General features: G+C 63.2%; 20 protein-coding genes. 10 read left to right on the plus strand and 10 right to left on the minus strand.

Annotation, left to right across the window (positions count from 1 at the left end):
• Window positions 1-166: 166 nt before the first annotated feature.
• Window positions 167-2191, minus strand: a complete 2025-nt coding sequence (gene dnaG / locus IC761_RS29485; protein WP_195800179.1) for a DNA primase — start codon at window positions 2189-2191, stop codon at window positions 167-169.
• Between the two features lie 315 nt (window positions 2192-2506).
• Between dnaG and IC761_RS35980 the strand changes: the two genes are divergently transcribed.
• The 3 genes from IC761_RS35980 (at window position 2507) to IC761_RS29495 (ending at window position 3786) form a co-directional block, all read left to right on the plus strand.
• A complete protein-coding gene (locus IC761_RS35980; RefSeq protein ID WP_246791351.1) occupies window positions 2507-2833 on the plus strand; it encodes a BrnT family toxin in 327 nt (108 codons plus the stop codon).
• 79 nt (window positions 2834-2912) lie between these two features.
• Complete coding sequence (locus tag IC761_RS36215; protein WP_438265152.1) at window positions 2913-3089, plus strand: BrnA antitoxin family protein; 177 nt, start codon at window positions 2913-2915, stop codon at window positions 3087-3089.
• Between the two features lie 133 nt (window positions 3090-3222).
• Window positions 3223-3786 (plus strand): chlorite dismutase family protein, encoded by a 564-nt coding sequence (locus IC761_RS29495; RefSeq protein WP_195800181.1) that lies wholly within the window; start codon window positions 3223-3225, stop codon window positions 3784-3786.
• Here IC761_RS29495 and IC761_RS29500 read toward each other — a convergent pair.
• The 3 genes from IC761_RS29500 to IC761_RS29510 all read right to left on the minus strand — a co-directional run bounded on the left by IC761_RS29500 (window position 3783) and on the right by IC761_RS29510 (window position 6178).
• Window positions 3783-4181 carry a gamma-glutamylcyclotransferase family protein gene (locus IC761_RS29500; RefSeq protein ID WP_195800182.1) on the minus strand — a complete coding sequence of 133 codons (399 nt, stop codon included), beginning with the start codon at window positions 4179-4181 and terminating at the stop codon, window positions 3783-3785. The two genes, IC761_RS29495 and IC761_RS29500, sit on opposite strands and share 4 nt — an antisense overlap.
• A 254-nt stretch (window positions 4182-4435) precedes the next feature.
• A complete protein-coding gene (locus IC761_RS29505; RefSeq protein ID WP_195800183.1) occupies window positions 4436-5266 on the minus strand; it encodes a transglutaminase-like domain-containing protein in 831 nt (276 codons plus the stop codon).
• Window positions 5267-6178 (minus strand): transglutaminase family protein, encoded by a 912-nt coding sequence (locus IC761_RS29510; protein WP_195800184.1) that lies wholly within the window; start codon window positions 6176-6178, stop codon window positions 5267-5269.
• Window positions 6179-6269: 91 nt separating this feature from the next.
• Here IC761_RS29510 and IC761_RS29515 point away from each other — a divergent pair, with 91 nt between their 5' ends.
• The gene (locus IC761_RS29515; RefSeq protein WP_195800185.1) at window positions 6270-7073 is read left to right on the plus strand and encodes an N-formylglutamate amidohydrolase; all 804 of its coding nucleotides are present in this window, start codon (window positions 6270-6272) and stop codon (window positions 7071-7073) included.
• A gap of 3 nt (window positions 7074-7076) precedes the next feature.
• On the opposite strand, the gene IC761_RS29520 is transcribed toward IC761_RS29515, so the two are convergent.
• Entirely contained in the window at window positions 7077-7694 is a 618-nt protein-coding gene (locus tag IC761_RS29520; RefSeq protein ID WP_195804801.1) for a LysE family translocator, read from the minus strand.
• Window positions 7695-7801: 107 nt separating this feature from the next.
• Here IC761_RS29520 and IC761_RS29525 point away from each other — a divergent pair, with 107 nt between their 5' ends.
• From IC761_RS29525 to IC761_RS29535, 3 genes are read left to right on the plus strand one after another with little or no spacing between them, the layout of a single operon-like run.
• Window positions 7802-8116, plus strand: a complete 315-nt coding sequence (locus tag IC761_RS29525; protein WP_195800186.1) for an ArsR/SmtB family transcription factor — start codon at window positions 7802-7804, stop codon at window positions 8114-8116.
• The gene (locus IC761_RS29530; RefSeq protein WP_195800187.1) at window positions 8109-8579 is read left to right on the plus strand and encodes an SRPBCC family protein; all 471 of its coding nucleotides are present in this window, start codon (window positions 8109-8111) and stop codon (window positions 8577-8579) included. Before IC761_RS29525 ends, IC761_RS29530 begins: the two co-directional genes overlap by 8 nt.
• A complete protein-coding gene (locus tag IC761_RS29535) occupies window positions 8576-9088 on the plus strand; it encodes an SRPBCC family protein (protein WP_195800188.1) in 513 nt (170 codons plus the stop codon). The genes IC761_RS29530 and IC761_RS29535 overlap by 4 nt, the downstream gene beginning before the upstream one ends.
• Window positions 9089-9106: 18 nt before the next feature.
• On the opposite strand, the gene IC761_RS35985 is transcribed toward IC761_RS29535, so the two are convergent.
• Window positions 9107-9286, minus strand: a complete 180-nt coding sequence (locus IC761_RS35985; protein WP_246791352.1) for a hypothetical protein — start codon at window positions 9284-9286, stop codon at window positions 9107-9109.
• A 389-nt stretch (window positions 9287-9675) separates the two neighbouring features.
• On the opposite strand from IC761_RS35985, the gene IC761_RS29540 reads away from it, so the two are divergent.
• A complete protein-coding gene (locus tag IC761_RS29540) occupies window positions 9676-10482 on the plus strand; it encodes a transglutaminase-like domain-containing protein (protein WP_195800189.1) in 807 nt (268 codons plus the stop codon).
• Window positions 10482-10673 carry a hypothetical protein gene (locus tag IC761_RS29545; protein ID WP_195800190.1) on the plus strand — a complete coding sequence of 64 codons (192 nt, stop codon included), beginning with the start codon at window positions 10482-10484 and terminating at the stop codon, window positions 10671-10673. The genes IC761_RS29540 and IC761_RS29545 overlap by 1 nt, the downstream gene beginning before the upstream one ends.
• A 28-nt stretch (window positions 10674-10701) precedes the next feature.
• Here the strand turns inward: IC761_RS29545 and IC761_RS29550 are convergent, their stop codons facing one another.
• The 4 genes from IC761_RS29550 to IC761_RS29565 all read right to left on the minus strand — a co-directional run bounded on the left by IC761_RS29550 (window position 10702) and on the right by IC761_RS29565 (window position 14926).
• Window positions 10702-11475 (minus strand): DUF2189 domain-containing protein, encoded by a 774-nt coding sequence (locus tag IC761_RS29550; protein WP_195800191.1) that lies wholly within the window; start codon window positions 11473-11475, stop codon window positions 10702-10704.
• A gap of 128 nt (window positions 11476-11603) precedes the next feature.
• Entirely contained in the window at window positions 11604-13214 is a 1611-nt protein-coding gene (locus tag IC761_RS29555) for an acyl-CoA synthetase (protein ID WP_195800192.1), read from the minus strand.
• 3 nt (window positions 13215-13217) lie between these two features.
• On the minus strand, window positions 13218-14354 hold the full coding sequence (locus IC761_RS29560) for an epoxide hydrolase family protein (RefSeq protein WP_195800193.1): 1137 nt from the start codon (window positions 14352-14354) through the stop codon (window positions 13218-13220).
• A 116-nt stretch (window positions 14355-14470) separates the two neighbouring features.
• Entirely contained in the window at window positions 14471-14926 is a 456-nt protein-coding gene (locus tag IC761_RS29565; RefSeq protein ID WP_195800194.1) for a GatB/YqeY domain-containing protein, read from the minus strand.
• Window positions 14927-15151: 225 nt separating this feature from the next.
• Here IC761_RS29565 and carA point away from each other — a divergent pair, with 225 nt between their 5' ends.
• Entirely contained in the window at window positions 15152-16342 is a 1191-nt protein-coding gene (carA, locus tag IC761_RS29570) for a glutamine-hydrolyzing carbamoyl-phosphate synthase small subunit (RefSeq protein ID WP_195800195.1), read from the plus strand.
• The last annotated feature ends 11 nt before the right edge of the window (window positions 16343-16353 follow it).

Raw genomic sequence — 16353 nt, forward strand, 5'->3', positions numbered from 1 at the left:
ACAGCTATTGCGCGGATTCATTCCTGACGCGTCTGTTCTGCCTGCGGCCGCGGGGCCAAAGTGCTACAAGACCGTTAAGCCTCGATTAACCCTGTTTTGCCGCCAAACCACGGATTTGGCGAGTCTTTTAGCGGCGCCTAGCCCGGCCGTCCGCATGATTCTTTCATCACACGCTCTTCTGGAACCGACCCGACAGCTCGCCAAAACCCTCGATCAGGGCCTCAGTGCCGTCGACCTCGGCCAGCCGGGCCTTGACGTCACGCAGCCATGCCAAACTGGCCTCGCTGGGGTCCTCCCCCAAGGCCAGCTCGGCGTCCTTCAGCTCTCTAAGTAGTGAATGGTATTGCCGATGCAAGGCGACGAGCTGATGCCAGGTGGCAAGAACGTCGTCCCGGGCCGCGCCCTCGCGCGCGCCCCACACCGCGGCGGTGGTGATGCCACCCTCAACCCTCTGAAGAATCTTGTAAAATTCGCCCTTCTCGATGTCGCCCCGCATCTTCTCGGCCTGCTCGCCGGGGTCCGGCGAGTGGTGATGATCGTTGGCGAAAGCGGCGATGATGCCGGCCCTGAGCTTGTGGGCCTCGGGGTGGACGAACTCCAGGGCGGCGACCTCCTCGAGGTGATCATGCAGCAGCCAGGGGTGGTTGATCAGGCTTTGCAGGATCAGGGCCTCGCGGCGGGAAATGGCGCTGCGCTGGCCCCGCATGATCGGGCTCGCCGCCAGCTGCGGACTGGCCGCCTGGTAGGGGCCGGAGGGGAGCAGGGTCGGACCCGGCGCGCCGCGGCGGCCTCCGCCAAACCCTTGGCCGCTGAATCCCTGGCCACCGAATCGATTCGCACCTCCCCCGGCGCGGGGCTGGAACGGGCGATTGGCGTTGCCGCGGAAATTGCCGCGGCCGGCAAAGCCGCCGCGGTTGCCGTCCGGCGAAAAGGTGCGCTGAAGCCGCTGTGCGAGATCTTCGCGATAATAGCGCCGCACGACTTCGTCGCGGATGCCGTTGGACAATTCCTTGATGCGCGCTTCCAGCGCGGCGCGGCGCTCGGGGGTGGCAAAGTTGCCGCCTTCGAGCTCGCGCAACCAGATCATGTCGGCGAGCGGACGCGCCGCCGCGATCACCTCTTCCATCGCACCACGCCCGCCGGAGCGCACGAGATCGTCGGGGTCCTGCCCTTCCGGCAGCAGCGCAAAGCGCAGGCTTTTTCCGGGGCTGAGGAACGGCAGCGCGAGATCGGCGGCGCGATAGGCCGCCTTTTGTCCGGCGCGGTCGCCGTCGAAGCAGAGGATCGGCTCGTCCGCCATCTTCCAGAGCAGCGCGAGCTGGCTTTCGGTGAGCGCGGTGCCGAGCGGCGCGACGGCACCAGAAAAACCCGCCGTCACCATGGCGATGACGTCGACATAGCCTTCGACCACGATCAGCGGCGCACCGTCATGCGTGGCTTTGCGCGCGGTCTGGTGATTGTAGAGATTGTCGCCCTTGTGAAAGAGCGGCGTCTCCGGCGAGTTCAGGTATTTGGCCGGAACGTCCTTCTCCAGCGCGCGTCCGCCGAAGGCGATGACGCGGCCGCGCAGATCCGCGATCGGAAACATCACGCGATCGCGGAAGCGGTCATAGGGCACGGGAATGTCGTCGCCGGCCACGAGGAGCCCGGTCTCGACCATGTCCTCGACGGAAACACCGAGCTTGCCGAGATGCTCCTTCAGCGCGAAGCGATCGGGCGGGGCATAGCCGAGACGAAACTGCAATTGTGTCGCCGGCGAGATCGCGCGATCGGCAAGATAGCCGCGCGCCTTGGCGCCGACGCGCGAAGCCAATGTCTCAGAGAAAAACTTGGCTGCAAGCTCCATGACGTCATGCAGCGTGCGGCGGCGCTGCTCGTGCCGCGCCGCATCCGGTGTCACCGCCGGCAGTGGCAGCCCCGCCATGCTGGCGAGCCGCTCGACGGCCTCCGCGAACGGCAAGCCGTCGGTCTCCATCACGAAATTGATGATGTCGCCGTGCTTGCCGGAGGAGAAGTCGTGGTAAAAACCCTTCTGATCGTTGACGTAGAAGGACGGCGTCTTTTCCTGCTGGAACGGCGACAGCCCCTTCCACTCCCGCCCCGCCTTCTTCAGCTTGACGCGCTTGCCCACGACTTCGGAGACCGAAAGCCGGGCACGCAGCTCGTCGAGAAATTGGGGCGTGAAGCGCATGGCCATGGCGTGTGTGTAGCGCGAAACCGTCTGAGTCGGGCGAAGGATCAGGGATATAGGTGCGGGCCGGCTAAAGGCCAGGTTTGTCCGGCTTATCCGGGTTATTCGACCTATGCACAGGCAGCGTACCCTACGCATCCGCAACAGCTTTTGACAATTTTGCCATACGTGTGTATATACACATCTTAGCCGAGATACGGTCGAAACAGGGGCCAACCTGAATTGGTCTTTGCCGGGAAAGCAGCTTCGAATCCGTTATAGCGAACTCTTGGCGGTACGCAGGTATCGCAACCTCCTATTGTCGGGGGCATCGCTATGGCGGAAGACGTGCAACGGCTGTTTGCGGGCGTTCGCGAATTCGGATGGGATCCGAAGAAGCGAGCGACCAACTTGCGAACTCACGGAATCGACTTCGAGGACGCGCGCGGAATTCTCGACGGCTATACCTTCATCCGCCGGTCGGATCGCAATGACGAAGTCAGGTACCAAATCTTCGGTTACATCGACGGGCGAGAAATCGCGGTCGCCTGCGCGCTCCGCGGGGCGGTCTGCTGGCTCATCTCGGTCCGGCGGGCACGACGCGACGAGCGGAAGAAATACTACAATCGTTTCAAGGGACTCCCCCCGGAGGGGAAAGACTGATTGGGCGCGCGTCGACGCGCTGACTGATGAAGACATCGCCAAGGCTGTCGCCAACGATCCCGATGCGGTACCGATCGATATCGACTGGTCGGATGCTGTCTTGGTTGTCCCACCCAGGAAAAAGGCCATCTCCATCCGCCTCGACGAGGACGTGCTGGACTTCTTCAAGCGCGAAGGCGAGGGCTATCAACGGCGCATGAATGCGGTGCTGCGCTCCTATATGCAGCAGAAGTCCAAGCCGAAGAAGCGGGCTTGAGCCGCGATCTTGTCATTCCGGGGCGATGCGACGCATCGAGCCACGAAGCTATTTTCTCCCAGGATTCCGAGTTCGCGCCAGAATGACGGGAGAGAATCCTTGAACCCCGCCCGGTTCCACGCTTCCATAAGCCATGTTCAGGACGTTTCGGGGCGGCCAGAGCGGGGGCTGGCGCGTGACCTCGGTTTCGCCCGTGACGGGTGAGCCCCTGCCCTTCATGCCGGCGCTGTCGGTCAATGACAGCGATGCCGTGTCGTTGCCGCTGGTGCCTTCGCGCAACGCCTGGCGGCTGGTCGGCGTGGCGAGCACGCTGCGCTACACCGAGCGCGCCGAGAAGCAGAAGCTCACCGCGGTGCAGGCCGGGCTCGGCCGGATGGAGGCCACTTGCGCGGCGCTGATCCCGATCCGCAAGTCGCAGGCCTGGTGGGAGCTGACGCAGGACGAGCGGCGCAAAATATTCGAGGACAGATCGCATCACATTGCGAGCAGCCTGCGCTTCCTGCCTGCCATCGCCCGGCAGCTCTATCACTGCCGCGACCTCGGCGAGCCCTTCGATTTCCTCACCTGGTTCGAATTCGCCCCCGCGCATGCCTCGCTGTTCGAGGAGCTGGTCGCGATGCTGCGACGAACGGAAGAATGGACCTATGTCGAGCGCGAGGTGGATGTTCGCGTCGTGAAGGAAGTGCTGTCAGCCTAGTGGTCCAAGAACCGCCCCGACTCGATGCGCGGCAGATCGGTGACGGGCCAATTGTAGATGTAGGTCCAGGCCTTCTCGCTCACACCATTCGCGCGCGTCACCTCGATCAGCTGGCGCAGATATTCGGTCGGCTCCGGAAAGCCTTCGCCGCAGGCCTCGTACATGTCGAGCTCGCGCAGCAGCTCGTCGGGTGTCCGCAAATGGAAGAGCTCGCCGTGGACGAGATCGGACGGCGCGTCAGACAGCAGCAAGCCCGGATAATGCTTGATGAGGAACAGCCGGCCGCGGCAGGTCGCTTCGCCTGCGAAATCCGCATGCTGCGAGAGCAGCCGCGCCATCGGATGGTCGAAGCCGCGCATCAAGGTGCCGTAGACAAAGAGACGATCGGAGGTCATGGGGGTGTCTATAGCCGCGAATTTTGCGGAGCGACAGCGCTACATATTCGGTGTCGTCGCGGCGAAGGCCGGGACCCATAACCCCAGGGAGCAGTTTGACGAAGACTGGCGTTGAAGAGGTTATCCTCGCGGTATTAACACCGCGCTTCACCGAAAGATCACGCGGTATGGGTCCCGGCCTTCGCCGGGACGACGTTGTGGAAACATTGCGCCTGACATCGCTATCGCAAGCTCGCAATGACGCGCGCGCCCCCTCACCCCGCCTTCACCGCGCCCTCACTCACCACCTCGTCGCTCACCACCACGAACTTCTTCAACTCCATCCGGCCGAAGCTCGTCGAGAGCGCGACGTCGGCGGCGTCACGGCCAGTGGCCATCAGGATGCGGCCCATGCGGGGCGTGTTGTGGCGGGCGTCGAAGGTGAACCATTTGCCGGATAGCCAGACCTGAAACCATCCTGAAAAATCCATCGGGCACGGCTCCGGAGGAATGCCGATGTCGCCCATGTAACCGGTGCAGTAGCGCGCGGGAATGCCCATGCAGCGGCAGAAGGTGAGCGCGAGATGCGCGAAGTCGCGGCAGACGCCTTTCTTCTGCTCGTAGACGTCGTGCGCCGATTTCATGTAATGGGCGTGCTCATAGCCGAAGGTGACGTGCTTGTGCACGAACTCGGTGATGGCGGCGACGCGATCCCAACCAGGTTTGGTTTTCGCAAACAGCGACCAGGCGATGTCGGTGAGCTTGTCGGTCTCGCAATAGCGGCTCGGCATCAGATAGAGCAGCAATTCGTTCGGCAATTGCTCGATCGGAATCTGCTGCGCGCTCGGCATCACCTCGTCGGGCCGGCCGGTGTCGCGCACCCGCGCATTGCCTTTCAGCGTCACGCCGCCGGCCGGTGCCACCAGGCGGCCGCACACATTGCCAAAACCGTCGCGATAGAAGCGGATGGGAACGTCGGGCTTCGCGACCACCGTCTCCTTGCCGACGATGTCGGCAGACCGCGAGGGGTGGATGTTGAGCATGATCACCATCGGTGTCGGCTGCACTGCCGCGTAGGTGATCTCGAAGCCGACCTTGATCTGCATCTAGGAAACCTCTTCCTCCAACTCTTCGTCACTGCTTTGGTCGTCCGAGACCACCTTGATGTTCACGTCCATGGCTTCGAAGGCTTCCTCCGAGCCGATATAGATGCCATGCAGCGGGACCGCCTGGCGCGGATCGCGGGCGACCGCGACCCGGATCAGGTCGCGCGTGCCGATGATACCGTTGGTCGGATCGAACTCGATCCAGCCCGCGCTCGGCAGATAGACCTGCACCCAGGCATGCGTCGAGCCACCGCCGACATGATGTTCCTCGATGTCCTCCGGCACGAAAATGTAGCCGGAGACGAAGCGCGCGGCGAAGCCGAGATGACGCAGCGCTTCGATCATAAACAGCGCATAGTCCCGACAAGTTCCCGTACCCGACTGCAAAGTGTCGAGCGGATGCTGCGTGCCGGGCTCGTGGCGCTTGCGATATTTGAACTGCTTGCGGATCGCATGCGTCATGCCGCTCAGGATCTTGAAGGTCGGCGACGGCGCCTCCTCGTCGAGGAAGCCACGCGCCCATTCCGCGATCTCATCGTCGGGATCGGCATATTGCGGCGTGATGTACTGGACGAGATCCGGGAATTCCTCGTCGTCATAGACGAAGGGATAGAAGAAAGCCGGATCGTCCGGCGTCAGCGCGAACTCCTCGACCGGGTTGTGCTCGACGGTGACGTGCCAGTCGAAGGTCAGCGTGTCCGCCCGCTCATCGAAAGTGGCGATCGCGACCGAATTGCCGAACACGTCGTGGATCCAGCGCAACGACATCGGCTCTGGCGAGATACGAAGCCGGGAGTCGAGCACGCGCAGATCGTGCCCGTCGCGCGGACGCAGCATGATTCGGTGTTCGCCGAACGCCACGGGGCGGTTGTAGCGATAATTGGTCTTGTGATGAATCGTGAGCAGCGGCATCGTCAGTCAATCATGGTGATTTTGGGCGGGTCATTCTATAGCGATTCCTGCCCAATTGTTGGTGTGACTGCTTTTTCCATAGGCAATCTTGATGGCTTTAGACACAGCGGACGTGACCGATCAACTGCTCGGCGAAGGTGACATTCCGCCAGTGCATGAGGTGGATGCGGCAGGCACATCGCCGTTCCTGCTCACTTCGGATCACTACGGACGGATTTTGCCGCGCGCGCTCGGCGATCTCGGCGTCTCCGAGAGTGAGCTGACGCGGCACATCGCCTGGGACATCGGCATTGCCGGCGTTGCCGAGCGGCTGGCGGAGATGCTCGATGCGCATCTGATCGCGCAGCGCTATTCGCGGCTCGTGATCGACTGCAATCGCCCGCCGGCCGCGGTGAGCTCGATCCCCGTGATTTCCGAGGCAACCGCGATCCCGCGCAACGAGGGCATTTCGGACCAGGAGCGCGCGGCGCGGCGGCGCGAGATTTTCGAGCCCTATCATCGCCGTATCGACGCCGTGATCGATGGCCGCGTGCAAGCGCAGCGGCCGACCGTGCTGGTGTCGCTGCACAGCTTCACGCCGGTCTATGCCGGCGTTGCGCGGCCCTGGCACATCGGCGCGCTCTACCATCGCGACACGGTGCTGCCAAAACTGCTGTTGAAACACCTGCGCGCCGAAAGCGACCTCGTCGTCGGCGACAACGAGCCTTACGCGGTGAACGACCTCACCGACTACACCATCCCCGTGCACGGCGAGGCCCGCGGCCTCGTCAACACCGGCATCGAGATCCGCCAGGATCTGATCGCGGATCAATCCGGCGAGCGGCAATGGGCCGAACGGCTGGCGCGGATTTTCAAGGAGATCGAGGTGGAGCTGCGGGCGGAGCGGCTGGCGTAGGCCTCACTTCGCCCTTGTCAGCGCCAGCCAGATGCCGCCGCCGATCATGAAGCCGCCGGAGACACGCGACATCATGCGGGTGCGGCGGGCCGAGAAAAAGCTGCGGGCCTGACCGGCGAGCAGCGCGTAGATCCCGTCCGTCAAGCCGGCGAGCACCATGAAGGTTATTCCGAGCACCAAGACCTGCGACAGGTGATCCTTGCTCATGTCCATGAATTGCGGAATGAACGCGCCGAAGAACACCAGCAGCTTCGGGTTCGACAACGCCACGACAAAGCCCTGCAAAAGGAAGCCGCCGCGAGGGGGAGGCGGTGGCGCGTCGGTGTCGACGCCCTCAACCGGAGAGCGGATCAGCTTGATCCCGAGCCAGGCCAGATAGGCTGCGCCCGCAAAGCGCACCCAGTTGAACCAATAGCCCATCGTCGCCATCAGCGAAGTGAGGCCCACCGCAAGGATGCCAATCACGATCAGCAGCCCCAGCTGCACGCCGAGAATATTGGTCAGCGCCGCGCGCGTGCCGTGGCGCAGACCGTTGGCGATCACGAGGGTGACGATCGGTCCCGGCAGCAGCGCGAGCGCAATGCAGGCAGCGACGAAGGCGAGATAGGCTTGCATGGACATCATGGTGAGGACTCGGCTCGGGGCAGTGCGCTCATTAATGCATGGCGAGGGCGGGAACGGAAGTCACGACTTGACATGCAACCATTTGGTTGCCTATTATCGCCACCATGGATGAGGTCTTCAAAGCGCTCGCCGACGCATCACGACGGTCGCTTTTGGACAGGCTTCACGCCAACAACGGCCAGACGCTGAACGAACTCTGCGAGGGCCTCGCAATGACGCGCCAGGCCGTCACAAAGCACCTTGTCATTCTGGAAGAGGCCAACCTGGTGACGACGATCAGGCATGGCCGCGAGAAGCTGCATTATCTCAACCCGGTGCCGATCCATCAGATCGGCGAACGCTGGATCAAAAAATTCGAGCGCGGCAAGCTCGCCGCGCTCAGCGAGTTGAAACGCCAGTTGGAGAAGCGCGATGAGTAAGCCGCAATTCGTCTATGTGACCTACATCGAAACCACGCCGGAAAAGCTGTGGCAGGCGCTGACGTCCAGCGAGTTCATAAGGCAGTACTGGTTCGGCGCCGAAGTGAGATCGGACTGGAAGGTCGGTTCGCCCTTTGCGCTCCTGCTCGAGGGCGAGATCACCGACTCAGGCGAGATCCTCGAGGCCGATCCGCCGCGGCGCCTATCCTACAGCTTCAAGCACCACAAATACGAGGAGCTGCGCGGTGAGCCGATCTCGCGGGTGCTTTTCACGATCGAACCCTTCGGCCCGGTCGTGCGTTTGACCGTGTTACATGACGGCTTTGTCGAGGGCGGCAAATATCTCGGCGCCGTTTCCAACGGCTGGCCGGCGATCCTATCGCAGCTCAAGAGCCTGCTCGAGACCGGCAAGCTGCTCGACATTCCGCGCGCTGCGCTCAACAAGGGGTTTGATGCAAAATGAACCTCGACCAGTTCAAGCCGCTGACGGTCTACACCATCTACATCGCGTCCACGCCGGAGAAGGTGTGGGAGGCGCTGACCTCGGCGGAGTTCAGCCACAAATACTTTTCCGGCTTTGCGGTGGAGATGCAGCCGACACTGGGCGGCACCTTCATCGTGCGTGCCCCTGATGGCTCCGAGCACATCTCCGGCGAGGTGTTCGAATACGATCCGCCGAACAAGCTGACCGTGACCTGGAACGTCAACTGGCCCGACCTCGTCGCAAAGCTCGGCACCACGCTCGTCACCTACGAGATCGAGCAAGCCGGTGAAGCCGTCCGCCTCACCATGAGCGAACGCCATGACCGCGAGCTCAGCGACGACATCCTATCGGGCGGCCGCACCGGCTGGCCCGCGATCCTGTCGGGGCTGAAGAGCCTGCTGGAAACCGGCAGGGCGCCGCAGATCAAGATTGCGCCGCCGGTGAAGATGCTCGAAGCGTTGAAGGCGATGGGGATCAAGACGCCGTAGCGGCCGGCCCCTGCGCCCTCATCGCTTCTTTTTCACTGGCGGCGGATCAATCTCGTCGATCCTGCGACGACAGTCGCCTTCCGAGGCGTGCGGGCCCGAGACAAAGGTCCCACTGACCTTGATCGCGTACCAGCCCGACTCCACGCCGAGGCGGAGCGCTTCGTCTGTCTTGACGTGCCGTGGAGAGAGAGTTTGCATCAGGTGCTTTCGGTGGGCGTTCGACCCAATGCCGAAACGCGACGGAATCTGTCAGGCATCTGCGGCACGAGCCTGCCGCGTCCGACCCACCCGCGGGAACGGGCAAGATCCACAACGATTGCCGTTGCGATGAGTCGGCTCCGCCGGTGCGAGGAATGAGCCGTTTCACGTCGCGCGCATAATCGTGGCGCCGCGTGTGCGCCGAGACGACCGATCTGTCCGACATTCGCGCACCGTGCGCGCAATCGCAGCAATTAGCTATCGTTTTCTCGCAGACGCGGTGCTTTTGGATCGCCAAATGCCGATCTCGATCGAATAAGGGCGTTTGAGCCTTGTGTTCGACCGCTTCGTAGCCATGTTGGGAGCTCAGCCAAGGGAAAGTCTCTCGTATGAAGCTCCGCGTCGGGTTCGAGATGCTGTACGAATTCCCGCAGCCGACGCCTATGATCATGGTGTTGGGCACGCACTTTACGCGCGCCTCCGATGTCATCGTGCCCGACCTGTTGACCACCAGCCCCTCGGTGGCGATCAATCCTTTTCGCGACCTCTTCGGCAATTGGTGCAGCCGCACCGTGGCGCCGGCCGGAGCCTTCCGCCTCGCCGGCGATGGCATCGTTCGCGACAGCGGCTTGCCTGACCCAGTGTTTCCGAACGCGATACAGCACGCCGTCGAAGCGCTACCGGCCGACACGCTGGCCTATTTGCTCGGCAGCCGCTACTGCGAGACCGATCGCCTGTCGGATATCGCATGGAAATTATTCGAACAGACGCCACCCGGCTGGGCGCGGGTCCAGGCCATCTGCGATTTCGTTCATCGCCACATCACGTTCGGCTATGAACACGCGCGTGCGACCAAGACGGCGCGGGAAGCCTACGACGAAGGCAAGGGCGTGTGCCGCGACTACGCCCATCTCGCGATTGCATTCTGCCGCTGCATGAACATCCCGGCGCGTTACTGCACCGGCTACCTCAGCGATATCGGCACGCCGCGTCCGTGGGCCGCAGGAGATTTCGCGGGCTGGTTCGAGGCTTTCATCGGTGGACGCTGGCACATGTTCGATCCGCGCAACAACACGCCGCGGATCGGCCGCGTGCTGATCGCGTACGGACGTGATGCCGCGGACGTCCCGATCACCCAGACCTTTGGTCCCAATACCCTGCTCAATTTCAAGGTATGGACCGACGAGGTTGCCTGATGACAGATAGCACCACTGCGCTCAGCGCCGACGAATTTACGTCGTTGGCCGAGGTCGGCAAGGGCAAGGCGCAAGGCGAGATTCCGCAAGCGCACGGCGAACGCCTGGCCAAGCTGGGTTATGCGATCAGGCGGCTCGGCGAGCTCGAACTGACCTCATCAGGCGTTCGCCGCCTGGCAATGGGCGAATAACTCGCCGCCGTTGCGTTCGGCTTCTCTCTTACGCCACCGGCACCACCAGCCGCCGATAGAGATGCCAGGTCGCATGCCCAAGCACCGGCAGCGTCACCACCAGCCCGAGGAAATACGGCAGCGCCGAGACCATCAGCAGCATCACGATCACCACAGCCCAGCCGATCATCGGTGCGGGGCTCGTCACCACCGCGCGCACGCTCGTCACCATCGCGGTGACGAAATCCACCTCGCGGTCGAGCAGCAGCGGAAACGACACCACAGTCAGCGAGAACAGGATCATCGCCAACGCTGCGCCGACCGCGTTGCCGATCGCGAGGAACAGCAGACCCTCATTGGTGGTGAGCACCACCGTCATGAATTCCTGCAGGCTCGAGAACGTCGCATGCAGCCCGAGCAGCAGCGCGATCAAGAGCCGCACCTGGTACATCCAGATCACGAACACGAACAGCGTGACGAACGCCATCCAGCCGATCTCGCTGCGCGAGCGAATGGTCGACCAGATCGCAGCGAATGAGACCGGCTCGCCACGCTCGCAGCGGCGGCTGACCTCGTAAAGGCCGATCGCCACGAACGGCCCGATCAGCGCGAAGCCCGCAGCTAGGGGATAGACGAGATAGATGAGGCCGAAGGCGGTGAGGCAGAGCATGATGGTGATGCCGCCGGCAGCGTAGAGCGCGCCGAAGCAGAGACCATACAGCGGCAGTGCCTGGAAATCGCGCAGGCCCTCGACCAGCGCCTCGGCGATGTCGACGACCGCCACGGGACGCACCACCGGATCGACCTTGCCCGAAATGGACATCGGCTTCCTCCCTCGCGCGATCCTTGTCGCATGTTGCTTGCGCTGATGATAGCGCGAGAAGGCGGAGCTTGCACGTGTGCGTTGAGGGCGGAATGCAGAGCGGTCTAAGGATACCGCGAGGCGCCAACTTATCCCTTCGCCCGCAGCTCACGGCGCAGCACCTTGCCGGTCGCTGTCATCGGCAGCGTCTCGGCGAACTCGACGAAGCGCGGATATTCGTGGGCGGCGAGCTGCACCTTGACGAACTCCTGGATCTCGCGCGCGAGCTTGTCGCCCGCTGTGAAGCCCGGGCGCAGCACGATCCAGGCCTTGATCGACTCCGTGCGGATCGGATCGGGGATGCCGACCACCGCCGCCATCGCCACCGACGGATGCTTCATCAGCGTGTGCTCGATCTCGGACGGGCCGACGCGATAGCCGGCGGTGGTGATGACGTCGTCCTCGCGGCTGACGTACCAGAAATAGCCGTCCTCATCCTGCACGCCGAGATCGCCGGTGAGCAGGAATTCGCCGGCATATTTCTTTGCCGTCGCCTCCGGATTGCGCCAATATTCGATCATGGTGACCGGGCACGGCTGGCGCACGCCGATGATGCCGCGCTGACCGCGCGGTTGTTCTTCGCCCTTGTCGTTGACGATACGGACGTCGAAGCCCGGCGTCGCGCGCCCCATCGAGCCCGGCCGGATCGGAAACAGGTTGGAATTGCTGCCGATCACGAGATTGCACTCGGTCTGGCCGAACACTTCATGCGCGTCGATGCCAAAGGTTTCGTGCACCCAGCCGAGCAGCTCACCGCCGAGCGATTCGCCGCCGGTAAAAATGCTGCGCAGCTTGACGCCCGGATGCTTCACGCCAGCCTGCCGCATCAACTTCAGCGCGGTCGGGGGCAGGAAGACGTTGCGCACGCCGAGGTCCGCCATCATCTGCATCGCCGCCTGCGGCTCGAATTTTCGCGCGCGATGGCCGACCAGCGGAATGCCGTGATACCAGAATGCGAACAGCGCGTTGACGAGGCCGCCGATCCACGCCCAGTCCGCCGGCGTCCACATGAGATCGCCTGGCCTGGGCAGGAAGTTGTGACACATCTCCACATTGGGCAAATGACCGAGCACGACGCGATGCGCGTGCAGCGCGCCCTTCGGATTGCCTGTGGTGCCTGAGGTGTAGATGATCACCGCGGGGTCATCCGCCGACGTATCGACCCGCGCGAAGTCGGGCGAAGCGGCCCTCACTGCGTCCCAGAAGGATTTCGCGCCTGCGGGCGCGCGTTCGCCGACGACATAGACGTTCTTCAGGTCCGGCAGACGATCGCGGATTTTTGCGAGCTTCTCCCATCCGCCTTCGTCGGTGACGATCGCCTTGGCTTCCGAGTTCGACAGGCGGAATTCGAGCGCGTCCTCGCCGAACAGCGCGAACAAGGGAATCGAGATCATCCCGGAGCGGAACGCCGCTACGTGCGCGATCGGCAATTCCAGCGATTGCGACAGGAACACCGCGACACGATCGCCGCGGCCAAGCCCATCCGCCTTCAGCACATTGGCGAAGCGGCGCGACATCTCGGCGATCTCGTCGAACGAGGTGCGTGTGGTCGCGCCGTTCTCGTCGACATAGATCAGCGCGAGCCGGCCGGTGCCGTCGGCATGACGGTCGCAGCACGCCTCCGCCATGTTGAAGCGCGCCGGGATATCCCAGCGGAAGTTGCGGGTGAGCTCGTCGTAAGTTTTGGCTTCGGTGAGCATGGCTTAGCGCACCGTGCGGAAGAATTTCCTGACCTCGCCGACGAACAGCTCCGGCTGCTCGAAGGCGGCGAAATGCCCGCCCTTCTCCATCTCGCTCCAATGGGTGATGTTGGCGAAATTCGGCTCCATCCAGCGCCTGACCGGGGTGATGATCTCCTTGGGGAAGACCGCAACGCCCGTCGGCACCTTCACCGCCGGCGTGGTGCGACGCTTGCCAAAGCTTTCCCAATAGAGCCGCGCCGACGACGTGGCGGTCTCCGTCACCCAATAAAGCATGACGTTGTCGAGCAGCTCGTCCCGGGTGAAGATGTTTTCGGGATGGCCGTTGCAATCGGTCCAGGCCCAGAATTTTTCCAGAATCCAGGCCGCCTGCCCGCTCGGCGAATCCGTCAGCGCGTAGCCGAGCGTCTGCGGCCGCGTCGATTGCTGCTTTGAATAGCCGGAGTCGAGATCGACATAGTGCTTGAGCCCGGCGAGCGCACGCTTTTCTTCCGGCGTCGGCTCGCCCTCGACCTTCGGCGCCGCGCCGAAGGCGAGCGTGATGTGAATGCCGGCGCAGTGCTCCGCATCCTGCGCGCCAAGCGAGGTCGTTACCGCCGAGCCCCAATCGCCGCCCTGCGCGCCGTAGCTGATATAGCCGAGCCGATCCATCAGCTTGGCCCAGGTCGCGGCGATACGATCGACGCCCCAGCCGGTGGTCGCAGGCTTGGCGGAGAAGCCGAAGCCCGGCAGCGACGGACAGACGACGTGAAAGGCATCCGCGGGATTGCCGCCATGCGCGGCAGGATCGACCAGCGGCGCGATCACCTTCTGGAATTCGACGATCGAGCCGGGCCAGCCGTGGGTGATGATCAGCGGCAGCGCGGATGGCTCATTCGAGCGCGCATGCAGGAAGTGGATGTCGAGCCCGTCGATCTCGGTAGTGAACTGCTCGAAGCGATTGAGTTTTGCTTCGCGCGCCCGCCAGTCATAGCCGTTGGCCCAGTAGGTGCAGACCTCCTTGATCCATTTCAGCGGCGCGCCCTGGCTCCAGTCGTCGACCAGCTCCGCTTCAGGCCAGCGCGTGCGGGCGAGACGGGATTTGAGATCAGTGAGGGTGTCGTCGCCAATGGCGATCCGAAACGGTTTGATGGCAGTCATCGTTGCCTCCCCGATTTTCTCGTTGTCATTCCGCAACAGAGCCGGCCGGCACGATGGAGTCTCTGATGCGCAATTGCGCATCAGAGTTCGTGCTCCGCACGCCCTGGCATGACAGCTCAGCCCGACAGCGCTGCCTTCACCAGGCCGCTCGCCTTGCCGAAATCCATCTGCCCGGCGTACTTCGCCTTCAAGGCCGCGATCACCTTGCCCATGTCCTTCATGCCGCTCGCGCCGGTCTCCGCGATGATCGCCGAGATCGCCTTCTTCACGTCGTCATCCGACATCTGCTTCGGCAAATAGGCCGAGATCACCGCGATCTCCTCACGCTCCTGGGCGGCGAGCTCGGCGCGGCCGCCCTTGTCGTAGAGCTCGACGGATTCCTGGCGCTGCTTGATCATCTTCTGGAAGACGCCGAGCAGGTCGGCATCCGACAGCGGCGGCTTGCCGTTGCCGCGGGCCTCGATGTCGGCATTCTTGATGGTCGAGTTGACCATGCGCAGCGTGGAGAGCTTGCGCTCGTCCTTGGCCTTCATGGCCTCCTTGACCGCATTGTTGATGTCGTCGCGCAGCATGATCGTGATCCCTTCAATCTATCGCCATGATCTAAGCCGTTCGCGGGAAAGAGGCCATACCGGACCTGTCATGGTTCATTGTTTCCCGGCCAGCGGACAAAACGGCGCAAAATTGCCAAACACAGCCTAAGTCCCTGAGGAGGCCTGTCAAATATGCAAAAACGCATGTGAATCCATCCTTTCCCGCTTTGACGGCAGCGTCGGCTGCGACTATGAAGCGGGCTCATGACACAACATGACAACGATCCCGCCTGGCCGGACCACAAACCGACCGCGCTCCTCGTGCTTGCCGATGGCACGGTGCTGGAAGGCTTTGGTCTCGGCGCCGAAGGCCATGCCGTCGGCGAGGTCTGCTTCAACACCGCGATGACCGGCTACGAGGAAATCCTCACCGATCCCTCCTATGCCGGACAGCTCATCACCTTCACCTTTCCGCATATCGGCAATGTCGGCACCAACGAGGACGACATCGAGACGGTGAACATGGCCGCGACGCCCGGCGCGCGCGGCGTGATCCTGCGCACCGCAATCACCAATCCCTCGAACTACCGCGCCACCAAGCATCTCGACGCCTGGCTGAAGGCGCGCGGCATCATCGGCCTCTCCGGCATCGATACCCGCGCGCTGACCGCGCTGATCCGCTCGAAGGGCATGCCCAACGCCGTGATCGCGCATGCGAAGCACGGCGAGTTCGACCTGCATGGCCTGAAGGAAGAAGCGCGCGAATGGCCGGGCCTCGAGGGCATGGACCTCGTGCCGATGGTCACCTCCGGCCAGCGCTTCACCTGGGACGAGACTCCCTGGCTGTGGGAGCAGGGCTTTGGCCGGCAGGACAAGCCCGAATTCAACGTCGTCGCCATCGACTACGGCATCAAGCGCAACATTCTGCGCCTGCTCGCCGGCGTCGGCTGCAAGGTGACGGTGGTGCCGGCAACGACCTCATCCGAAGACATTCTGGCGATGAAGCCCGACGGCGTGTTCCTCTCGAACGGCCCGGGCGATCCGGCCGCGACCGGCAAATATGCCGTGCCTGTCATCCAGGACGTGATCAAGTCGGGCACGCCGACATTCGGAATCTGTCTCGGCCACCAGATGCTCGGCCTTGCCGTCGGCGCCAAGACCAGGAAGATGCATCAGGGCCATCACGGCGCCAATCATCCCGTCAAGGACGAGACCACCGGCAAGGTCGAGATCACCTCGATGAACCACGGCTTTGCCGTGGACGAGAAGACCTTGCCGAAGGGCGCGACGCAGACCCACATCTCGCTGTTCGACGGCTCCAATTGCGGCATCCAGCTCGACGGCAGGCCGGTGTTCTCGGTGCAGTACCACCCCGAGGCCTCGCCGGGTCCGCGCGACTCGCACTATTTGTTCCAGCGTTTTGCGGATCTGATGCGGCAGAAGAAGAGCGCGTAAATCGTCATTCC

This window comes from Bradyrhizobium commune (assembly GCF_015624505.1).
GTDB lineage: Bacteria > Pseudomonadota > Alphaproteobacteria > Rhizobiales > Xanthobacteraceae > Bradyrhizobium > Bradyrhizobium commune.